The following is an 18,791-nucleotide window of genomic DNA, read 5'->3' as shown; positions in this document are numbered from 1 at the left end:
CGTCGAGGAAATCGGAACAACCCACCGGACCCAGCAGCACCGCCCCCAGCAGGGCCACCTTGCTCACTTTATGAAGGATATGTTTCATTTTTTGAAAATCGAATTTTGACTAAAATGAATAAAGCTTTGTTTTCGGTGTACGGTTTTCCGTTTACGGTAGCTGACGCATGCTCATTTCGAAGCTCGCGTCACTCCCGGCGGGGAACCGCACCGTAGCGACGGCCCGGCGTAAACCGAATACCGTAAACTGTAAACCGTAAACCTACAGCCCAATCTGCAAGCCGAACATGAACGTGGTCGGTTTCGGATAGTTGTGCCAGATCATTCCTTGCGAGAAGGCGCTGTTAGCATCACCCTGATTGGTTGGGGTCACTTCCGGATCTCCGATGATTTTGTCTTTCACCAGCAGAAAGAAATTCTGCACCGTGGCATACGCCCGCAAGCGGTTCAGTTTGAGCTTGTTGGTTACAACACCCGGAAACGTGTACCCGAACAGCAGGTTCCGGCCCCGCAGGAACGAACCGTCCTTGATCCAGTAACTGTCGACGTTCAACACATAACCGGCCCGCGTATCGCGGATTTCGGCAATCTGGCTGTTTTGATTCGTCGGCGTCCAGGCATTCAACACCGAGGTGTAGCTGTTGGCCAGCGCCTGGCGGTCTTCGCTGGTCGAGATGTTCAGATCCATGACGTCGTTGCCGTACGAGAATTGCAATTCCAGCGTCAGATCGAAGTTTTTGTAGCGAAACGTATTGGAAAAAGCGCCCCAGGCTTTCGGGCTACCATTCCCGATGATGCTCCGGTCGGCATCCGTGATGGCGCGGTCACCGTTCACATCCAGGTATTTGATGTCACCCGGCAGCATCGTCAACCCATTCCGGTAGCTCACAAACCGGGCCGCTTCTTCGCGTTCGGCTTCGCTCCAGACGCCCACCCGGGTTAGCCCCCAGAACGACCCGACCGGTTCGCCCACCCGGATCACGTTCGTCGGATTCGTAAAGTTCGGCCCACCCACGTTGAAGATGTCCGACGGCGTCGCCAGCGACAAGACTTTGTTGCGGTTGAACGAGATGTTGAAGGTCGAGTTCCACTGAAAACCGCCCGCGTCGATGTTGACCGTGTTCAGACCGAATTCAAAGCCTTTGTTCTGCATTGAACCCACGTTCCGGCGAATCGTGCCGTAGCCGCTTGTGCGCGGAACCGGCGCATCCAGCAGCATGTCGGTGGTTTTGCGGTAGTAGTAATCGGCCTCCAGATTGATCCGGCCTTTCAGCAAGCCCAGTTCCACGCCAACATCCGTCTGGGCGGTTTTTTCCCAGCGCAGATCCGGGTTCGCCAACCGGCTGATCCCCGTACCCGACACCCGGCTGTCGCCGTAGATGGTCGCGTAGTTCGAGCTGAGCAGCGACAACGACGAGTAAGGCGGTATTTCGGAGTTCCCCGTCAGACCGAAGCTGGTCCGTACTTTCAGGTTCGAGATGATGGCATTGCCTTTCAGAAACTCTTCTTCCGATGCCCGCCAGGCCAGAGCCGCCGAGGGGAAAAACGCAAATTTGTGGTTGTTCCCGAATTTCGAAGAACCATCGGCCCGACCGGTGAAGGTCACCAGGTATTTCTCCATCAGGCTGTAGTTGATCCGACCAAAATAGGAGTTGAACGAAAAACGGGAGGCTCCCGAACTCACCGCCGGGTTGGTGGCTCCCGCGCCCAGGTTGTTGAAACCGAAGTAGTCCGTCGCAAAGTTGCGGACACTGGCCCCAATCGCAAAGTAGTTCGACTCCTGCCACGACACCCCCAACAGGGCGTTGATGGCGTGTTTGTCGTTGATCTGTTTGTTATACGTCAGGTAGTTTTCCAGCGACCAGAACGAGTCTCTGAAATTGTTGGCCGATGCCGTCCCGTTCGCGCCGATTTCGAGCGTCCGGGTGCTGGACTGGTTCACTTCCTGGGTCTGCACATTGGCTCCCAAAACCGTCCGCATTTCCAGCCCTTTGGCGAGGCTGATGTTGGAATACAGGCTTCCGGTGGTGGTTTGCGTGTTCAGAATATACCGGCGACCCATCAGGCGGTGATACGAGCTCATGGTGCCTTCCGCAAACGGAAAATCCCGGTTGTTGGCAAAGGAACCGTCTTCGTATTGAACGGGCAGGAACGGAAAATCTTCCACAATCTGGCGGGCCACGGCGTCGTTGACGTCCACCAAGTTCTCCGTCTGGTTGTTGTAGCTCAGCGTACCGCCCATTTTCAACCACGATTTCACCTGATCGTCGATCGTAAACCGGCCCGAATACCGTTTCATGTACGAGGTCTTGAGCAAACCCTGGTCATCCCGGAAGCCCAGTGAGATCGAATACTGCGTGCGGTCGTTGCCCCCGCTGAAACCCAATTGGTGATTTTGTGACAATTTATTCTGGGTAGTTTCCTTGAACCAGTCGGTATCGTATTTCGGACTGCCGTCGGAATTCCAGACCCGGGGGTCGATCCGGCGCAGTTTGGGGTTCAGATACGCCCATTTGCCGGCGGCCCACCCCGCCGGATCGTATTTCGCCATGTTGGCCCAGGCCAGATCTTCCACGTCCATATACTGCCGGGAATTCAAAACCCGGGGGCGGTTGGGACCAATCGCATTCACGCTAAAATCGACATTGTAGGTCACCTGACCTTCACCGGATTTTCCTTTTTTGGTCGTCACCAGCACCACGCCGTTGGCACCCCGCGCGCCGTAAATGGCGGTCGAGGAGGCATCTTTCAACACTTCCACCGAAACGATGTCGTTGGGGTTGATGTAGTCGATGGCCGAACTGAACTGGTTCTGGTTCCCCTGCGGCAGCATCACCCCATCGACCACATACAGTGGGTTGTTCGAAGAGTTGATGGAGCTAAACCCACGAACGCGGATGGTGGTCCGACCGCCGGGCCGACCCGAGTTGTTGTTGACCTGCACGCCGGGCATCCGGCCCGCCAGCGCCTGCGTCAGCGAAGCCGCCGGGCGTTCCTTCAGTTCGGCTTCTTTCACGGAACCAACGGCCCCCGTCAAGTCGCTTTTCCGGGCCGTACCGTACCCAATGACGACAATTTCTTCCAGTACCTTGTCGTCCGGTTTCAGCGAAACGTTCACGGTCGTCGACGCCTTGACGTTCATTTCCTGGGACAAATACCCCACGAAGCTAAAAACCAGTGTGGCACCATTGGCGGCTTCCGGAACGGAAAGCGAGTACGTGCCCTCCGCATTGGTCACGGTTCCGCGCTGGGTTCCCTTGATCACGACGCTAACGCCGGGTAGGCCTTCGCCGTTTTCACTGGAAACTTTCCCGCTCACCGTAAAGTCGGCGATGTTGACCGATGGCGCATTCGGCGAGAAAACCGGGCTTCCTGCTGCGGTGGGTTCCTTCAAGGAAACGGGTGTATTCATCGATTCCAGAGCCGGCGTGGCCGGAGCACTGGCTTTGGCCGGATTTTTAATGATGTAGTACGCCTGATTTCCCACCTTTTTAAACATCAGGTCATACGGTTTCAGCAGGGTTTCCAACTGCTTTTCCAGCTTCCCGGAACGGAGCCGAACGTTGGCCGGAACGACAATCCCGTTAACCGTCGTTTCCTCGAACAGAATGCTGACCTGATGCTGGCGGCTTAATTCCGTCAACACTTCTTTCATTTTCTGGCCTGCCGCCGGAACGGTCTGAATCACCTCCGTCGATCGGCTTTGTTGCCGGGCCAGGGCAATCGGTTGTGCCTGCGTCAGTTGGTGACTGAGCACTGCCAGCGAAACCAGGGCCGTTTTTTGTAAAAATGAGATTACCATCTTCAGTAGGATTTAGGAATAGGAATGGTTAAGGGTGTTTAGGAGTAGTCAATTCAATATAATGGCGTTTTTTCACCACGTTGATCGTCAGTAATTCGGCTAAAATCTGGAACAGGTCGTCGGCCTGCTCGGCCCGGAAATTACCGGCAATCCGCCGTTGGGCCAGTTGGGGTTCGGGCACCACGACCTTAATTCCAAACTGCTCCTGAATCTGATCGGCGACTTCGGTCAGGGAGGTGTTGTCGAAATAAAACCAGTGGTCTTTCCAGGCAACAAAAGGGCGGGCGGTTTTGGTCTGGGTGAGCCGGTACCGGCCGGAATTGGCCACCGTCACCACGTTGCCAGGACGCATGTAAAGCTGCTGACCCTGAGGCAGATCCAGTTTTACCTTGCCTTTGCTGAGAAACACCCGTTTGCCTTTGGCCCGGGCATACACCACGAACTCGGTTCCCAGCACCTCGACCTGAAAACGATCCGCCGTCCGGACGATAAACCGCTGGTTGTTGGCGGTATGCGTCACTTTGAATTCACCTTCGCCTTCCAGATATACCTCCCGCGTTTTGTTCCCGAAACCAAACCGGGGAACGCGCAGGCTGGAATTGGCATTTAGCGTCACTTCCGTTCCATCCGCCAGTTTATACTCGCTGGTTTGGCCGAAGGCCGTCCGGTGGGTTTCATACAGGATTTGGGCCCGGAAAACGTAGGCACCCAGCAGGCCCAGCAAGGTAACGGAAGCCGCTATGCCCCAGGGGAGCCATTTTTGAAACAGGCCGGACCGGGAAACCGGCAGCACTTTCGATGGGGTTACGGTCGGCTGGTCGTCTTCCAGCACCCGCTGGTAGGCGGTCAGTGCTTTTTCGGCGTCTACCGAAAACTGGGGTCGCTGGCTTTCCCATTCATCCAGGTAGTGGTAATAGGCTTCGTGGTTGGCTTCGCAGGTCAGCCATTCTTCGAGGTATTTTCGCTGGATCGCCGTCGCTTTTCCATCGAAAAAGTCGAATACAATGCGTTTTATCAGTAAGGGTTCCATAGCAGATTCAAATTTTGCCGGTTAGTCAACTGGAGAAAGAAGGGTGTCATCGGCCCATCAGTAAGCGCAGGTAACCAGCCCCAGCAGCAGACTGATGAACCATTCTCCTTTCAATTCCTGACGTAACTGGTTGAGTGCCCTGATCATCAGTTTCTCGACGGCACTGTTGCTGATCTGCATCTCCTGCGCAATTTCCAGGTACTTTTTCCCTTCAATCCGGCTCAGCAGAAACGCCCGCTTGCACTGCGGAGTCAGACTCTGGATGGCGTCTTCAATTTTCTGGTGCAGTTCGCTATAATGCAGCACCTCGTCGGGTTGCAGGGCCGGTGATATGCCCTGGGTGTGCAGCGTGTCCAGCGAATCGGAAGGATGCAGTTCCCACCGCAGGTAGTTGTAGGACCGGTGGCGAACCGTCTGGTAGAGATACGCCCGGTAAGACGTCGTTATCCGTTCAAAAACGCGGTCCTGCCAGAACGCCGTGTAGACTTCGGCCACCAGATCCTCGGCCACTTCTTTCGAGTAGACGAACCGAACCGCGTGGTTGACCAGATTGGTGTAATACCGCCGGAACAGCAGCTCGCAACCGCGCTTCGGATCCTGAGCGAAGAGTTGTCGAAAGATCAATTCGTCGTCCGTCACTTTGCCGGGCTGAAGCGGCTGGTGGCTTCCCAAAAAACGCGGCAAAGAATCTCCGCTGTTTTCGGTATCGTCTAAGGGTACTTGTTGCATGCAGCGTGTTGCTAAACCAGGTGGTATTTAACATAGACAAGTTTGCACTTTATTACCTCACATGGTGGGTGAAAAATAAATTTTTAGTGTTTTTTTCACCATTCCCCGCGATTTTCCGCCGATAAAAAAGATACCTTTACACGTACAGAAGCAGTTTCGGGCGCGGGAATTTGCGGTTGGAAGCGTCTCCTGTCTGACATGAACCGTACGGAAATGGAGGAAAACTGGCAACAGCAAACCCTTGACAATCTGGAGAAAACAAGTGGAGAAGAACCGGATTTTGGCGACAACCGGAGCCAGAAAATTTACGCCCTGCGGCAGACGCCCCTGAACCAGTTTAGCACGGAAGACATCCGGTTGCTGATTGCCGAAGGAATTTCGTTGCCGTACCTGATTCCGATGGCCCTTGAAAGGCTTACCAAAAACCCGTTTGCCGAAGGAGAATTTTACCCCGGCGACCTTTTTCAGAGTGTTCTGAACGTCGATTTGAATTTTTGGTTGACAAATCGCCCGTTTTGGCAGTATATTCACCAACTTATTATAAACAATTCGTTCGAGCTGGAAGACCGGGGCATCAATCCGGAGCGGTTTCTCGAATTGTCGTAGCTTAAACACCCAATTTCCTAAACCTTTTGTAATTGCTCTTATGAATTCACAACCTGTAAACCGACGCACGTTTCTTACGAAGGCCACAGCCGCAACCGCCGTCGGATTAACGATTCCCCATATTAATTTCGGTGCCCAGCCCAAAGCCGATGAAAAAACCGTCGGACACGGCTCGCACCGCTACCGGGTCGTGCCGAACTGGGGCGTTCTGGATGCGGGCAAAAACCCGGTCAACGACTGCCACGAAATGGTGGAAGATGCCAAAGGCCGCCTGATTCTGCTGACCAATGAGACGAAAAATAACGTTATCATCTACGATAAATCAGGCAAACTGCTCGAAACCTGGGGGACAACCTACCCCGGTGCCCACGGCCTGACGCTGGCCAACGAAGGGGGAGAGCAATTCTTGTTTATTTGCGATAACAACCGGCATCAGGTCATCAAAACCGACCTGAAAGGCAAAGAACTGCTGAAAATCGATTACCCAAAGGAAACCGGTAAATACGATTACCCGACGCAGTTTACCCCGACCGAAACCGCCATTAACCCCGCTAACGGCGATATTTACATCGCCGACGGCTACGGCCTGAACTACATCACGCAGTATGACGCCAAGGGCAAATACATCCGGCATTGGGGCGGTAAAGGCTCCGAAAACGGTCAGTTCGATTGCTGCCACGGCATTCTGGTCGACACCCGCAACAAAGCCAATCCGACCCTGCTCATTACCGATCGCCGTCACAACTGCCTGAAGCGGTTTACGCTCGATGGCAAGTACCTGTCGACCATTGCCTTACCGGGATCATACATCTGCCGACCGGTTTTGCACGGTGACATGATTTACGGTGCGGTTTTTCGCAGTACGTCCGATGCCTATCCAAACTCGGGCTACATCCAGATTCTGGATAAAAACGATAAGGTGGTTTCCACGCCGGGTGGTTCGGCACCGGTTTACAAAGACGGCAAACTGGAAGAACAGCGGAAAGACACGAGCTTCACCGCCTTCATGCATCCGCACGATGTTTTGGTCGATGGCGACGAAAATGTGTATGTACCGCAGTGGGCTTCTCAAAAAACCTATCCGGTGAAACTGCAGCGCGTTAGCTGATAAAACCGGCCGCTAGTGCGATTATGCCCGCAATGACGGCCTTCTTGCTGAACTCAACGATACCCTTTGCCGGGCCGGAACTCATTTCGGCCCGGCTTGGAATCATACGCGTACTCGTCAGGCTCTGCTCAGGCCGACGTTCCTCCCAAAATTGAACATCCGATTGATTCAATGACTCCTTTTATTCTCTTACAGGCTACGGCACCGCAACCCTCCGAGTGGGCTTTGTTCTTCGGGCATTTTCACCCGCTCATCGTCCATTTGCCGATCGGTTTTCTGCTGATTGCGGGCCTGCTCGAACTGGACCGGCTGACGCGTCGCCAAACCGTTAGTTCCCATACGATTACGTTGATTCTGTTCTGGTCGGCCGTCAGTGCCACCATGGCCTGTATTTTCGGTTACCTGCTTTCGCTGGGTGGTGGCTATGAAGAAGAAACGCTGAACCTGCACATGTGGGAAGGCATCGGCGTAGCGGTTTTTGCCTGGGTGGCCTGGGCCATCAAACACGAACGAATCGGGCCCAAAATCCGCTTTGGTCCGCTGTTTTATTACCCGGCGTTGGGTGTCGGGATCATTCTGCTGCTGGCCGCTGGCCACGAAGGCGGGTCGCTCACCCATGGGTCTGACTTCCTGACCCAACACACCCCGGAACCGTTCCGGTCGCTGGCGGGCATTCCGCCCCGCGAGGAAGCGGAAGAAGCCGCGAAACCCATCGAAGACGTCAATCAGGCGATGGTGTATCAGCAAATCGTGCATCCCATTTTGAAAAGTCGCTGCATTCAGTGCCATAATCCCGAAAAATCGAAGGCCGATCTGCGGCTGGATTCGCCCGAAATGATCAAAAAAGGCAGCGAAGACGGCGCAATTCTGGTTGCCGGTAAAGCCGATCAAAGCAAACTGGTTAAAGTGTGTTTGTTGCCGGAAGAAGACGACCACCACATGCCGCCCAAAGGCAAAACCCAGCTCACCGAAAACCAGATTGCGCTGCTCACCTGGTGGATCAATGAGGGCGCTCCATTCGACAAAAAAGTAGCCGAACTGAAAGTGACCGACACCATCAAACCGGCCCTGGCCGCACTGGGAACGGGTGGCGGAAACGTGGGCGGTGAGCAGGTCGCCACCGGTCCGGCTCCCGAGTCGCCGGTGTTGACGATGAAACTGCCAGCCGCTGATCCGAAAGCCATCGAGGAGCTGAAAAAAGCCGGTTTGCTGGTTTTGCCGCTGTCGAAAGAACAGAATCAACTGGAAGTCAGCGCGGTCAACGCCCGGGCCTTCAGCGATGCGCAGGCGGTTTCGCTGCCGAAACTGAGCCAGCAAATTGTCTGGCTGAAATTGGGGGATACGGAAATTTCGGACGCAACGCTGGCGCAGGTGGCCCAATTGAAAAACCTGCAAAAGCTGCACCTGGAACAAACGAAAGTGACCGATGCCGGTTTGAAAAACCTGAAAAACCTGCTGTATCTCGAATACCTGAATCTGTACGGGACCGCCGTGACCGATGCCGGACTGGCCGAACTGGCCGGTATCAAAAATCTTAAAACCGTTTACCTCTGGCAAACCAAAGTGACGGATGCGGGCGTGGCGGAATTGAAAAAAGCGTTGCCGGGGCTGGAAATCAACATGGGACTGGGCGAGAATTCCATTGCGGCCTTTGCCAAAGCGGATTCGGCCAAAGCGGAAAAAGAAAAAGCGAAGTGAGGATTCCTTTCGGACGAAACACCGGTTTTGGCAAGGATATAGCACTTTTTTGAAGCCAAATTGGTTTATTTCTTTACGAACCCGGTTGATTTTCGTAAATTCATTGTGTTTTTCCCTTAAACCCCTTTGTTCGTATGCGTCATTTAACCGACATACGAGTTCAATCCTTCCTGCTTAGCGCAGCCATTGGCCTGTTTTCGATGGCCGTTGGGAGCTCGTGTGAAACGAGCGTCGAAAAACCGGCGGAACTGCTGGCGATTGAAAGCAAATTGCCCGAAAAAGTCGATTACAACCTCCATATCAAACCCATCTTATCCGACCGCTGCTTTGCCTGCCACGGCCCGGATAAGGCCAAGCAAAAAGCCGGTTTGCGGTTGGACATTGCCGAAAGTGCCTACGAAGCCTTGGCCGAAAGCGGTAAAAAAGCCATTGTTCCCGGTAATCTGGCCAAAAGCGAAGCCTACCACCGCATCATTTCCGACGACCCCGACTACCGGATGCCAACGCCGGAGTCTAATCTCATTCTGACGACCGAAGAAAAGGCGCTGCTCGTTCGCTGGATTGAGCAGGGGGCCGAATACAAACCGCACTGGTCGCTGATTGCGCCCCAACTGGCGGAGGTGCCGAAGGTCAAAAATGCGAAGTGGGCCAAAAACGAGATTGATTATTTTGTCCTTAAAAAACTCGAAGAGAAAGGCTTATCGCCAAATGCCGAAGCGGACAAAGCAACCTTGCTGCGCCGGGTTTCGCTGGATCTGACCGGTTTGCCGCCGACGGTGGCCGAAGTGGATGCGTTTCTGGCCGATCAGTCACCGGATGCCTACGAAAAAGTGGTCAACCGGTTATTCAGCAGTCCGCATTATGGTGAACGCCAGGCCGTTGAGTGGCTGGATGCAGCCCGGTACGCCGACACGCACGGCTACCAGGACGACGGTTTGCGCACGATGTGGCCCTACCGCGACTGGGTGATTCGGGCGTACAACAAAAACCTGCGTTTCGACAAGTTCATCACTTGGCAACTGGCGGGCGATATGCTGCCCAATCCGACGAAAAACATGCTCCTGGCCACGGCGTTCAACCGCAACCACCAGCAGAGCCAGGAAGGCGGGATTGTGGATGAGGAATACCGGGTGGAATACGTCGCCGACCGCGTCAATACGTTCGGGAAAGCGATGCTGGGCATGACCGTCGAGTGCGCCCGTTGCCACGACCACAAATACGACCCGATCAGCCAGAAAGATTATTATTCGCTGTTTGCGTTTTTCAACAACAACAACGAGCGCGGCCAGATTCCGTACAACGGCGAACCCGCCCCGACGATCACGCTCACCTCCTCGGAGGTTGACGCCAAATTGAAGTTTATTCACCAGAAAATCAAACCGTTACAGCAGCGACTAAATCCCAATCGCCCCGAATACCAGCAAGCTTTCGGGCAGTGGCTGAGCCAGGCGGAACGGAATCCAGCTTCGTCGGCCAACGTCGGTCTGGTGGCGCATTATACCTTTGACGAGGCCGATCGGCGGGATTTTAAAGCCTACGAAAGTTCGGAGGAAAAGAAACTGAAAGACGCCGAACGGAAAAAAGAAGACGAGCTCAAAAAGAAAGAGGAAGAACGGCGGAAAAAACTGGGATTGCCGGAAGTGAAGAAACCCGTCGTTCCGAAAACCCGCGAAGAACTGGAAAAAGACCCCCGCAATGCCTTCTGGAATCAGGTGAACGACACGCTACCCGCGCGTTTGGCCGGTGATCCGGAAAGTTTCCCGTACCAAATCAAAGGGAAAGTGGGCATGGCGCGGTATCTGAAGGGCGACAGTAACATTGAATTGCCCCGGAAAGTCGGCTTTTTTGAGCAAAACGAGCCGTTTTCGGTGAGTGCGTGGTTCAACGTGGCCAAGCCGGGTCTGGAAGGGATGCTGATGGGCAAGTCGAACGGGCCCTTTGACGGAAACCGGGGCTACGAAATTGGTTTGCTGGAAGATGGCCGGTTTAAGCTCACGATCAACCACGTCTGGCCCGACAACAGCCTCGATGTGGAAACCGTCGCCAAAATCCGCTACAAACAATGGTTTCACCTGACCATGACCTACGACGGCTCGGGCCGGGCGGGCGGCATTAAACTCTACCTGAACGGACAACCGACTCAACTTCAAGTCATTACCGACCACTTGGTTCACAGCATCGACCGCGGAAAAAATGGCAAAAACTGGTCCGGTTCGCCGTTCCTGATTGGCCGGATCCACGATCATTACATCAAGGATTACGCGATTGATGAGTTACGGATTTACAACCGCGCCCTGACCCCGCTGGAAATTCCGAAACTGGCGGGTCAGCCGGACGCCCTGACGACGGCTTTGTTTACGCCAACCGCCAAACGGACGGCGGCACAACGTGCCGGTTTGTACACCTATTACGTTACCGCACACGACTCGACGTACCGAAAAGCCTTTGCGGAATTTCAGAAAAACCGGGCGGAAGAAGTGATGCTGTACAACAATTCCGATCAGGTGATGGTGATGAAAGAGCGGAAATTTCCCCGCAAAACCTTTCTGCTCAAACGCGGTGCCTACGATGCCCCCGGCGAAGAGGTGACACCCGCAACACCCGAACAGTTCATGCCTTTCCCGGCCGACTATCCGAAAAACCGCCTGGGGTTGGCGATGTGGCTCCTGAATCCGGACAATTCGCTGTTCAGCCGGGTGATGGTCAACCGGTTCTGGCAACAGTATTTTGGTCAGGGCCTGGTGAAAAGCAGCGACGATTTCGGGAATCAGGGCAACCTTCCCTCCCACCTCGAACTGCTGGATTTCCTCGCCGTTCGCTTCCGGGATGGCGCCGGACGGGCGGGCATCTGGAATGCCAAAGCCTTGCAGAAAATGATTGTGATGTCGGCCACCTATCGCCAGTCGTCGGTGGCGGATGCCAAAAAGCTGGAAGCCGATCTGGACAATTCGCTGCTTTCGCGTGGCCCGAGCTACCGGATGTCGGCGGAGCAGGTTCGCGACAATGCGTTGGCTGCCAGTGGTTTGTTATCCCAAAAAATAGGTGGAACGAGCGTTCTGCCTTACCAACCCTCCGGCATCTGGGAAGCCTTAGCCACCCGAAATGCCATCAGTTACGAACAAAGTCACGGCGACAGCCTCTACCGCCGGAGTCTGTATACGATCTGGAAGCGGTCGTCACCGCCCCCGATGATGCTCAATTTCGATGCCGCTGAACGGCACACCTGCATCGTGAAACGGCAGAAAACCTCGACACCCTTGCAGGCCCTGGTGACGCTGAACGACCCGCAATTTGTGGAAGCCGCCCGGGTGTTGGGACAAAAAGCCTTGGAGAAGGGATTACGGGATGAGCCGTTGATCAGCTATGTGTTTAAAGCCGTAACCAGCCGCCCGGCTCGGCCTGCTGAAGTGGCCCTGATGAAGCAGTTGTATACCGAAGAACTCGCTGATTTCAGGAAAAATCCCAAACGGGCGGCCGAATTGTTAAGTGTGGGGGAATATCCGGTCGATAAAACCCTGCCGACTGCCGAGCTGGCCGCCTGGACGGTGGTGACCAGCACGATTATGAACGTTGATGAAGCGATTATCAAACGATAACCTCCGCTCAACTCTGATTTTCTCTGCTTAACTCCGCGAAATAGCTTTTTTGTATCGCGGAGTTAAGCAGAGAAAATCAGAGTTGAGCGGAGAGAAAAATGAGAAGGCTATGAACAACCTGGAAGACGAACTGCACGATCAACTCAGCCGCCGGACCTTTCTTGGCAAAACCAGCGCCGGTTTGGGAGCCATTGCCCTCGCATCCTTGCTCAATCCGACGAAAGGGTTGGCCGGAAGCGAAGAAAACCGTGCGCCGGGCAAACCGCACTTTTCACCGAAGGTGAAGCGGGTCATCTATTTGTTTCAGAGCGGGGCACCCTCGCAGTTGGATTTATTCGATTACAAACCCAAACTGGAAACGATGTGGGGCCAGGATTTGCCCGAATCCATCCGGAAAGGCCAGCGCCTGACGGGGATGACCGCCGGACAAAGCCGGTTTCCGCTGGCGGCTTCCAAGTTCAAGTTTGCCAAACACGGCCACAGTCAGATGTGGGTCAGTGAGTTATTACCCTACACGTCGCGGATTACGGATGATTTGTGCTTCATCCGTTCGATGAATACCGAAGCCATTAACCACGACCCGGCGGTGACGTTTTTCCAGACCGGTTCACAGCAGGCGGGCCGACCTTCCTTTGGGTCTTGGGCCAGCTACGGGTTGGGTTCCGACAATCAGAATTTACCGGCGTTTGTCGTGCTGCTCTCGAAAGGGCGCGATGGCGATCAGCCGTTGTATGCCAAGCTGTGGAGCAACGGTTTTCTGCCTTCGGTGCATCAGGGCGTGGTTTTTCGCTCCGGCCCCGACCCGGTATATTACCTCAACAACCCGCCGGGCATCGACAAAACCAGTCGTCGGCGGATGCTGGATTATTTAGGAAAACTGCACCAGGAACAGATTAAACAGGTGCTGGACCCGGAGATCAACAACCGGATGGCGCAGTACGAAATGGCGTACCGAATGCAGACGTCGGTGCCCGAAACCCTCGACATTTCGAAAGAACCGGATTACATTTTTGACCTGTACGGCCCCGATTCCCGCAAACCGGGAACGTTTGCCGCCAATTGCCTGCTGGCCCGGAAGCTGATCGAGAAGGACGTCAAGTTCGTGCAGTTGTACCACCAGGGCTGGGATCAACACGGGAATTTGCCGAACGACATCAAAATTCAGACCAAGAGCGTCGATCAGCCATCGGCGGCTTTGATCATGGATTTGAAACAACGCGGACTGCTCGACGATACGCTCGTGATCTGGGGTGGCGAGTTTGGCCGCACCAATTATTCGCAGGGCAAGCTGTCGAAAGAAAATTACGGTCGTGATCACCACCCGCGTTGCTTCACGGTCTGGATGGCCGGTGCGGGCGTGCAAAAAGGCATGGTGTATGGCGAAACCGACGAGTTTGGGTATAACGTAGTCAAAGATCCCGTCCACGTTCACGACTTTCAGGCCACGATTCTGCACCTGATGGGCGTCGATCACGAGAAGCTGATTTTCAAGCACCAGGGACGGCGGTATCGGTTGACGGATGTGCACGGAAAAGTAGTGAAGCCGGTTTTGGCGTGAGAAATCATTCCATTAATAGCCCGCGGTTTTAACCGTGGGAATACGAAACCAAACGAATATACCCCAACCGGTTTAACGGTTTAAGGCTTTAAAACCGTTAAACCGGTTGCGAGTCATGACTTTTCCCCACGTGCCCACGATTGAAATCGTGGGCTATTTTTTTGGATTTGCTGGAATCCATTCTCGTTAGATGTCTGCCGGAACTGCATTATCCTTCCTATATTTGCGGGGCTACTTCTCTCCACAAAAACTCATTTGAATTAATGGCTTCTCTCGACGTTGTCAAAACCTATTACGATTGCTTCAATCAAAAAGACTGGAACGGGATGCTGGCGTTGGTCCACCCCGACATCCGGCACGAACCCAATCAGGGCGAAGCACGCATTGGCCTGGAAAAATTCACCGACTTTGTTCGTCACATGGACGAATCGTACGATGAGAAATTGACGGAGCTGGTTTTTCTGAGTGAACCATCGGATAAACGAGTCGCCGTTGAATTTGTCGTAAACGGCATTTATAAAAAGGCCGAAGACGGTTTGCCACCGGCCACCGGCCAGACCTACGTCGTTCCGGCAGCGGCTTTTCTGGAAGTGTCTGACGAAAAAATAACCCGTGTAACGACTTATTACAACCTGCCCCAGTGGATTCAAGCGGTTTCACACTAAAAACCGCATCGCATGCAATCGCTTTCTTCTCTAACGAAAAAAGGATTTGAGATTGAATCGGTTTTTGATGACCTGGCGGCTTTGCGGATTGCGGTTTTTCGTGACTACCCGTATCTCTACGAAGGCACGGTCGACTACGAAAAAGACTACCTGAAAACCTACGCACAATCGGAACGGTCCTTTCTGTTCGCCGTGTACGACGGACCAAAAATGGTTGGAGCCACCACCTGCATCCCGTTGCAGGACGAGACCGCCGACATCCGGCTCCCTTTCGAACAGGCTGGTTTTGACCTGGATACGATTTTTTATTTCGGTGAAAGCATTTTGCTCCCAGCCTATCGGGGGCGGGGTTTGGGCCACCGGTTTTTCGACGAACGGGAAGCCCACGCCCGCCGGTTTGGCACGTTCAAACTCACCTGCTTCTGCTCGGTTGAACGTGAAGAAAGCCATACCGCCAAACCGCTCGATTACCGGCCTAATGATGCGTTCTGGCTCAAAAGAGGGTATCACAAAGAACCGTCTTTGCGGAGCAACCTGGCCTGGCCCGACCTTGGCGAAGTGATTTCGACCCCCAAACCGATGGTGTACTGGATGCGGGCGTTGTAAGGGCCGCCGATGGCGCGACGTAGAAAAACTTTCCAGAAACCGGGTAACAATTTCCGTCTCAGGTGTCTTTTATAGCTAACTCCTCTACAAGTATACCATGAACTGGACGGATTTTTGGGATAATTTCAGCCAGATCGGCACGGAGATCGATCGCTGGCTGCGGCACAACCGGAAAATTTCGGGTTGGCTTTTGTTGGCTGTGGCCGTTGGGGCCGGGTTGCTGGTCAATATGATTGTGGCGCAAACCATCCGGATGATTCTCCGCCGTCGCCATGTCGAAGCGTTGGGCTTTCTGCGTCAGTACGTCCGGAATGCCTTTTATTTTTTCGTACCCTCCCTGTTTTTTCTGATCATCACCAACATTCAGGAGCGTTCGTTCCAGCGGTTTCCGTATGCCTCCAAAGCGGCCGAAGTTGCCTTTGTCATCACCACTACCTGGCTGGTGGTTCAACTTCTGAAAGTCCTGGAGCGACTCATTATCCGCCGGTATGACACGGCCAGCGATGTGAATCTGCACCTGCGGAAATTCGTGACCCAGATTGTTTTTGTCCGGCAACTCGTCTCCATCCTGGTCATTGCCGTCGGTTTTTCCGTGTTGCTGCTGTCGTTCAACGGCGGGCGAAAAATCGGGTTGAGCTTCCTGACTTCTGCCGGGATCGCGTCGGTCGTCATTGGTTTTGCCGCCCAGCGCACCATCGCCAACCTGCTGGCCGGTATTCAGATTGCCTTCACGCAACAGATTCGGGTCGAAGACGCCGTGGTGGTGGAAAATGAATGGGGCCGGATTGAAGAAATCAACCTGACGAACGTGGTGGTGCGGGTTTGGGACCGCCGTCGGCTCATTCTGCCCATCACCTATTTCATTGAAAAACCATTTCAGAATTGGACCCGGTCGAACGCGTCGGTATTGGGAACGGTTCTGCTGTATCTGGATTATAATGTCCCGGTTGACCGCATTCGGGAAAAGGCGAAAGAGCTGGTTGAGAACAATCCGTTGTGGGACCGGGAAGTGTGTGTGGTTCAGGTGACCGACACCCAACCGACCTGCGTCGTCATCCGCATCCTGACCTCTTCGCGCAACGCCCCGGAAAGCTTCGATCTGCGGTGTTTTCTGCGGGAAAATATCATCGCTTTTCTGCGGGATGCGTACCCCGAAAGCCTGCCCCAAACCCGGTTTCAGTTTACCGAAACGGCCCCATCCGTCTGATTGCCCTGCTAGCAGGGCTTTCCCTGGTTGTCTCCCTCACTTTTCTAAGGGTCTGTATTTAGTCTCTTTCAAATTTAATACCCGTAAACGGCTCTTATCTAGACTGAATCTTATTAATTTGCACTCCGTTTGGTTTTTTACATGAAAACTGAGCGCATGGTATCAGCATTTCTATTTCAGTATATCCGTATGAAAAAATTACTGATCGCTTTTCTGTTCGGCACGGTTCTCTCCGCCCAGGCCCAGAAAAACGCGCTGTTGGAACCGTCGTTCTGGCAGGGTAAACCGGACGTGAGTCAGGTGAAAGCCGAAATTGAGAAAGGGAGCAGCCCGTCGCAATTCAATTCCAACAGTTTTGATCCCGTCGTGATGGCGATCAATGCCCAGGCGCCCAACGAGACCATCAAATACCTGTTGTCGCAACCCGGCAACGAGGTCAGCAAAATCACCCACGATAGCCGGATTTATCTGCACTGGGCGGCCAGTCGGGGCAATGTGGAACTGATGGAATATTTGCTGGCGAAAGGGTCCAAAACCAACGTGGAAGACAGCCACGGCATGACGGTGTTGAATTTCGCAGCCGGTAACGGACAGACGAACACGCGGGTGTATGACCTGTGTCTCCAGAACGGCGCCGATTTGAAGAAAGACCTGAATCACGACGGTGCCAATGCCTTACTGATTGCGGTTGCCAACGACAAGGATCTCAAGCTGACGGATTATTTTGTTTCGAAAGGCCTGGATCTGAAAAGTACGGACGCGGCTGGTAACAACGCCTTTAGTTATGCGGCCCGGGGTGGCAATATCGACATCCTGAAAGCCTTGCTGCAACGCGGGGTTCCGGCCACCGACAACGCCTTGATCATGGCCAGCCAGGGTGGACGCCGGGGTGCCACGCCCATTGAGGTGTTCCAGTACCTGGAAAGCCTGAACCTGAAACCGACCGCGACCAACAAAGCCGGTGAAAATGTTCTGCACGCGCTGGTTCGCCGGCCCAAGCAAAATGAAATCATCGAGTATTTTCTGGCCAAAGGTGTCGATGTCAACCAGGCCGACGACGAAGGCAATACGGTGTTCATGAATGCGGCTGCCGCCAACCGGGATCTGGCCGTACTGGAAATGCTCCAGCCGAAGGTGAAAAACATCAACCAGAGCAACCAGAAAGGCGTAACGGCCCTGGCAATGGCCGTACGGGGTAATTCGCCCGAAGTCGTCAGCTATCTGTTGAGCAAAGGGGCCGATGTCAAGGCAACGGACAAAACCGGCGATAACCTGCTGGCTTACCTGGTGCAGTCCTACAACGCAACCCGAACCGATGAATTTGATGCAAAATTGAAACTGCTTCAGGACAAAGGACTCGATGTCAAAGCTCCGCAGCAGAACGGCAATACGCTCTACCACCTGGCGGTTACTAAAAACGACCTTCCGCTGGTGAAACGGCTGGAAGCACTGCAAATCGACGTAAACAGCAAAAACAAGGAAGGCATCACCGCCCTGCACAAAGCCGCTATGGTGTCCAAAGATGACGCCATGCTGAAATACCTGCTGTCCATCGGTGCCCAAAAAGACATTGCAACTAATTTTAAAGAAACCGCTTTTGACCTGGCCAGCGAAAATGAATCGCTCTCCAAAAGCAACGTTTCCGTTACTTTTCTGAAATAAGGTTATGCCCAATTTGCTTAAAATCGGTTTAGTAGCTTTGTCGATTATCGTTTCCCGGCCATCGGCTTCGGTGGCTCAGTCCGGGACTACCCAGTATAAGTGTATGATCCAGATGACCAACTACATGGGCGAAAAAGCGTACATCGCGGTTTCGCTCATGAACGGGAAAGGAACTTACGAGAAAACCCTGTATGTGCTCGGTTCCGATAAAAAATGGTATCCGGACGTCAAAGCCTGGTACAAAGCGCTGGGTAAAAAAACGCCCAACCTCAGTGCCATCACCGGAGCATCGGTGGCCGGTGGTGATCGCAGCGTTATCGTGCTGGAAATCGATAATTCGAAGCTCAACAAAGATTATAAACTGCGGTTTGAAAGTGCCGTGGAGGACAAGGAAGATCACGCGAAAGATCTCGAAATTCCGCTCACGACGGAAGGGCTTTCCGCCAAAAGCGAGGGAACAGGCTACATCCGCTACGTACGCTTCAGTCCCAACAGCCCTAATTAACAGCGGCCGGATTTATGAC

At 53.8% G+C, this 18,791-nt stretch carries 13 protein-coding genes; 10 read left to right on the top strand and 3 right to left on the bottom strand.

All coding sequences use genetic code 11. The features are described from left to right. Positions 1-262 precede the first annotated feature (262 nt). The 3 genes from F0P93_RS18925 to F0P93_RS18915 all read right to left on the bottom strand — a co-directional run bounded on the left by F0P93_RS18925 (position 263) and on the right by F0P93_RS18915 (position 5,561). Positions 263-3,412 (bottom strand): SusC/RagA family TonB-linked outer membrane protein, encoded by a 3,150-nt coding sequence (locus F0P93_RS18925; protein WP_150878719.1) that lies wholly within the window; start codon positions 3,410-3,412, stop codon positions 263-265. Between the two features lie 418 nt (positions 3,413-3,830). After that, positions 3,831-4,832 (bottom strand): FecR family protein, encoded by a 1,002-nt coding sequence (locus F0P93_RS18920; protein ID WP_150878669.1) that lies wholly within the window; start codon positions 4,830-4,832, stop codon positions 3,831-3,833. 57 nt (positions 4,833-4,889) lie between these two features. After that, on the bottom strand, positions 4,890-5,561 hold the full coding sequence (locus F0P93_RS18915; RefSeq protein ID WP_138994910.1) for a sigma-70 family RNA polymerase sigma factor: 672 nt from the start codon (positions 5,559-5,561) through the stop codon (positions 4,890-4,892). A 198-nt stretch (positions 5,562-5,759) separates the two neighbouring features. Here F0P93_RS18915 and F0P93_RS18910 point away from each other — a divergent pair, with 198 nt between their 5' ends. The 10 genes from F0P93_RS18910 (at position 5,760) to F0P93_RS18865 (ending at position 18,772) form a co-directional block, all read left to right on the top strand. Next, complete coding sequence (locus tag F0P93_RS18910; protein WP_150878667.1) at positions 5,760-6,167, top strand: contact-dependent growth inhibition system immunity protein; 408 nt, start codon at positions 5,760-5,762, stop codon at positions 6,165-6,167. 40 nt (positions 6,168-6,207) lie between these two features. Further along, the gene (locus F0P93_RS18905) at positions 6,208-7,275 is read left to right on the top strand and encodes an NHL repeat-containing protein (protein ID WP_150878665.1); all 1,068 of its coding nucleotides are present in this window, start codon (positions 6,208-6,210) and stop codon (positions 7,273-7,275) included. Between the two features lie 171 nt (positions 7,276-7,446). Next, a complete protein-coding gene (locus F0P93_RS18900) occupies positions 7,447-8,973 on the top strand; it encodes a c-type cytochrome domain-containing protein (protein WP_150878663.1) in 1,527 nt (508 codons plus the stop codon). A 134-nt stretch (positions 8,974-9,107) separates the two neighbouring features. Next, positions 9,108-12,569, top strand: coding sequence for a DUF1553 domain-containing protein (locus tag F0P93_RS18895; RefSeq protein WP_150878661.1), 3,462 nt, complete (start codon positions 9,108-9,110; stop codon positions 12,567-12,569). A gap of 109 nt (positions 12,570-12,678) precedes the next feature. Continuing rightward, a complete protein-coding gene (locus F0P93_RS18890; RefSeq protein WP_150878659.1) occupies positions 12,679-14,127 on the top strand; it encodes a DUF1501 domain-containing protein in 1,449 nt (482 codons plus the stop codon). Between the two features lie 263 nt (positions 14,128-14,390). After that, positions 14,391-14,792, top strand: coding sequence for a nuclear transport factor 2 family protein (locus tag F0P93_RS18885; RefSeq protein ID WP_150878657.1), 402 nt, complete (start codon positions 14,391-14,393; stop codon positions 14,790-14,792). Between the two features lie 12 nt (positions 14,793-14,804). After that, complete coding sequence (locus F0P93_RS18880) at positions 14,805-15,398, top strand: GNAT family N-acetyltransferase (RefSeq protein WP_150878655.1); 594 nt, start codon at positions 14,805-14,807, stop codon at positions 15,396-15,398. A 97-nt stretch (positions 15,399-15,495) separates the two neighbouring features. Beyond that, a complete protein-coding gene (locus tag F0P93_RS18875) occupies positions 15,496-16,605 on the top strand; it encodes a mechanosensitive ion channel family protein (protein ID WP_150878653.1) in 1,110 nt (369 codons plus the stop codon). Between the two features lie 189 nt (positions 16,606-16,794). Then, positions 16,795-18,267, top strand: a complete 1,473-nt coding sequence (locus F0P93_RS18870) for an ankyrin repeat domain-containing protein (protein ID WP_150878651.1) — start codon at positions 16,795-16,797, stop codon at positions 18,265-18,267. Between the two features lie 4 nt (positions 18,268-18,271). Next, the gene (locus tag F0P93_RS18865) at positions 18,272-18,772 is read left to right on the top strand and encodes a DUF2271 domain-containing protein (RefSeq protein ID WP_150878649.1); all 501 of its coding nucleotides are present in this window, start codon (positions 18,272-18,274) and stop codon (positions 18,770-18,772) included. Positions 18,773-18,791 lie beyond the last annotated feature (19 nt).

The sequence above is a fragment of the Larkinella humicola genome (assembly GCF_008727875.1).
GTDB lineage: Bacteria > Bacteroidota > Bacteroidia > Cytophagales > Spirosomataceae > Larkinella > Larkinella humicola.
Note: the sequence above shows the minus strand (reverse complement) of the source record. Positions and strands in the feature narration are given on the sequence as shown.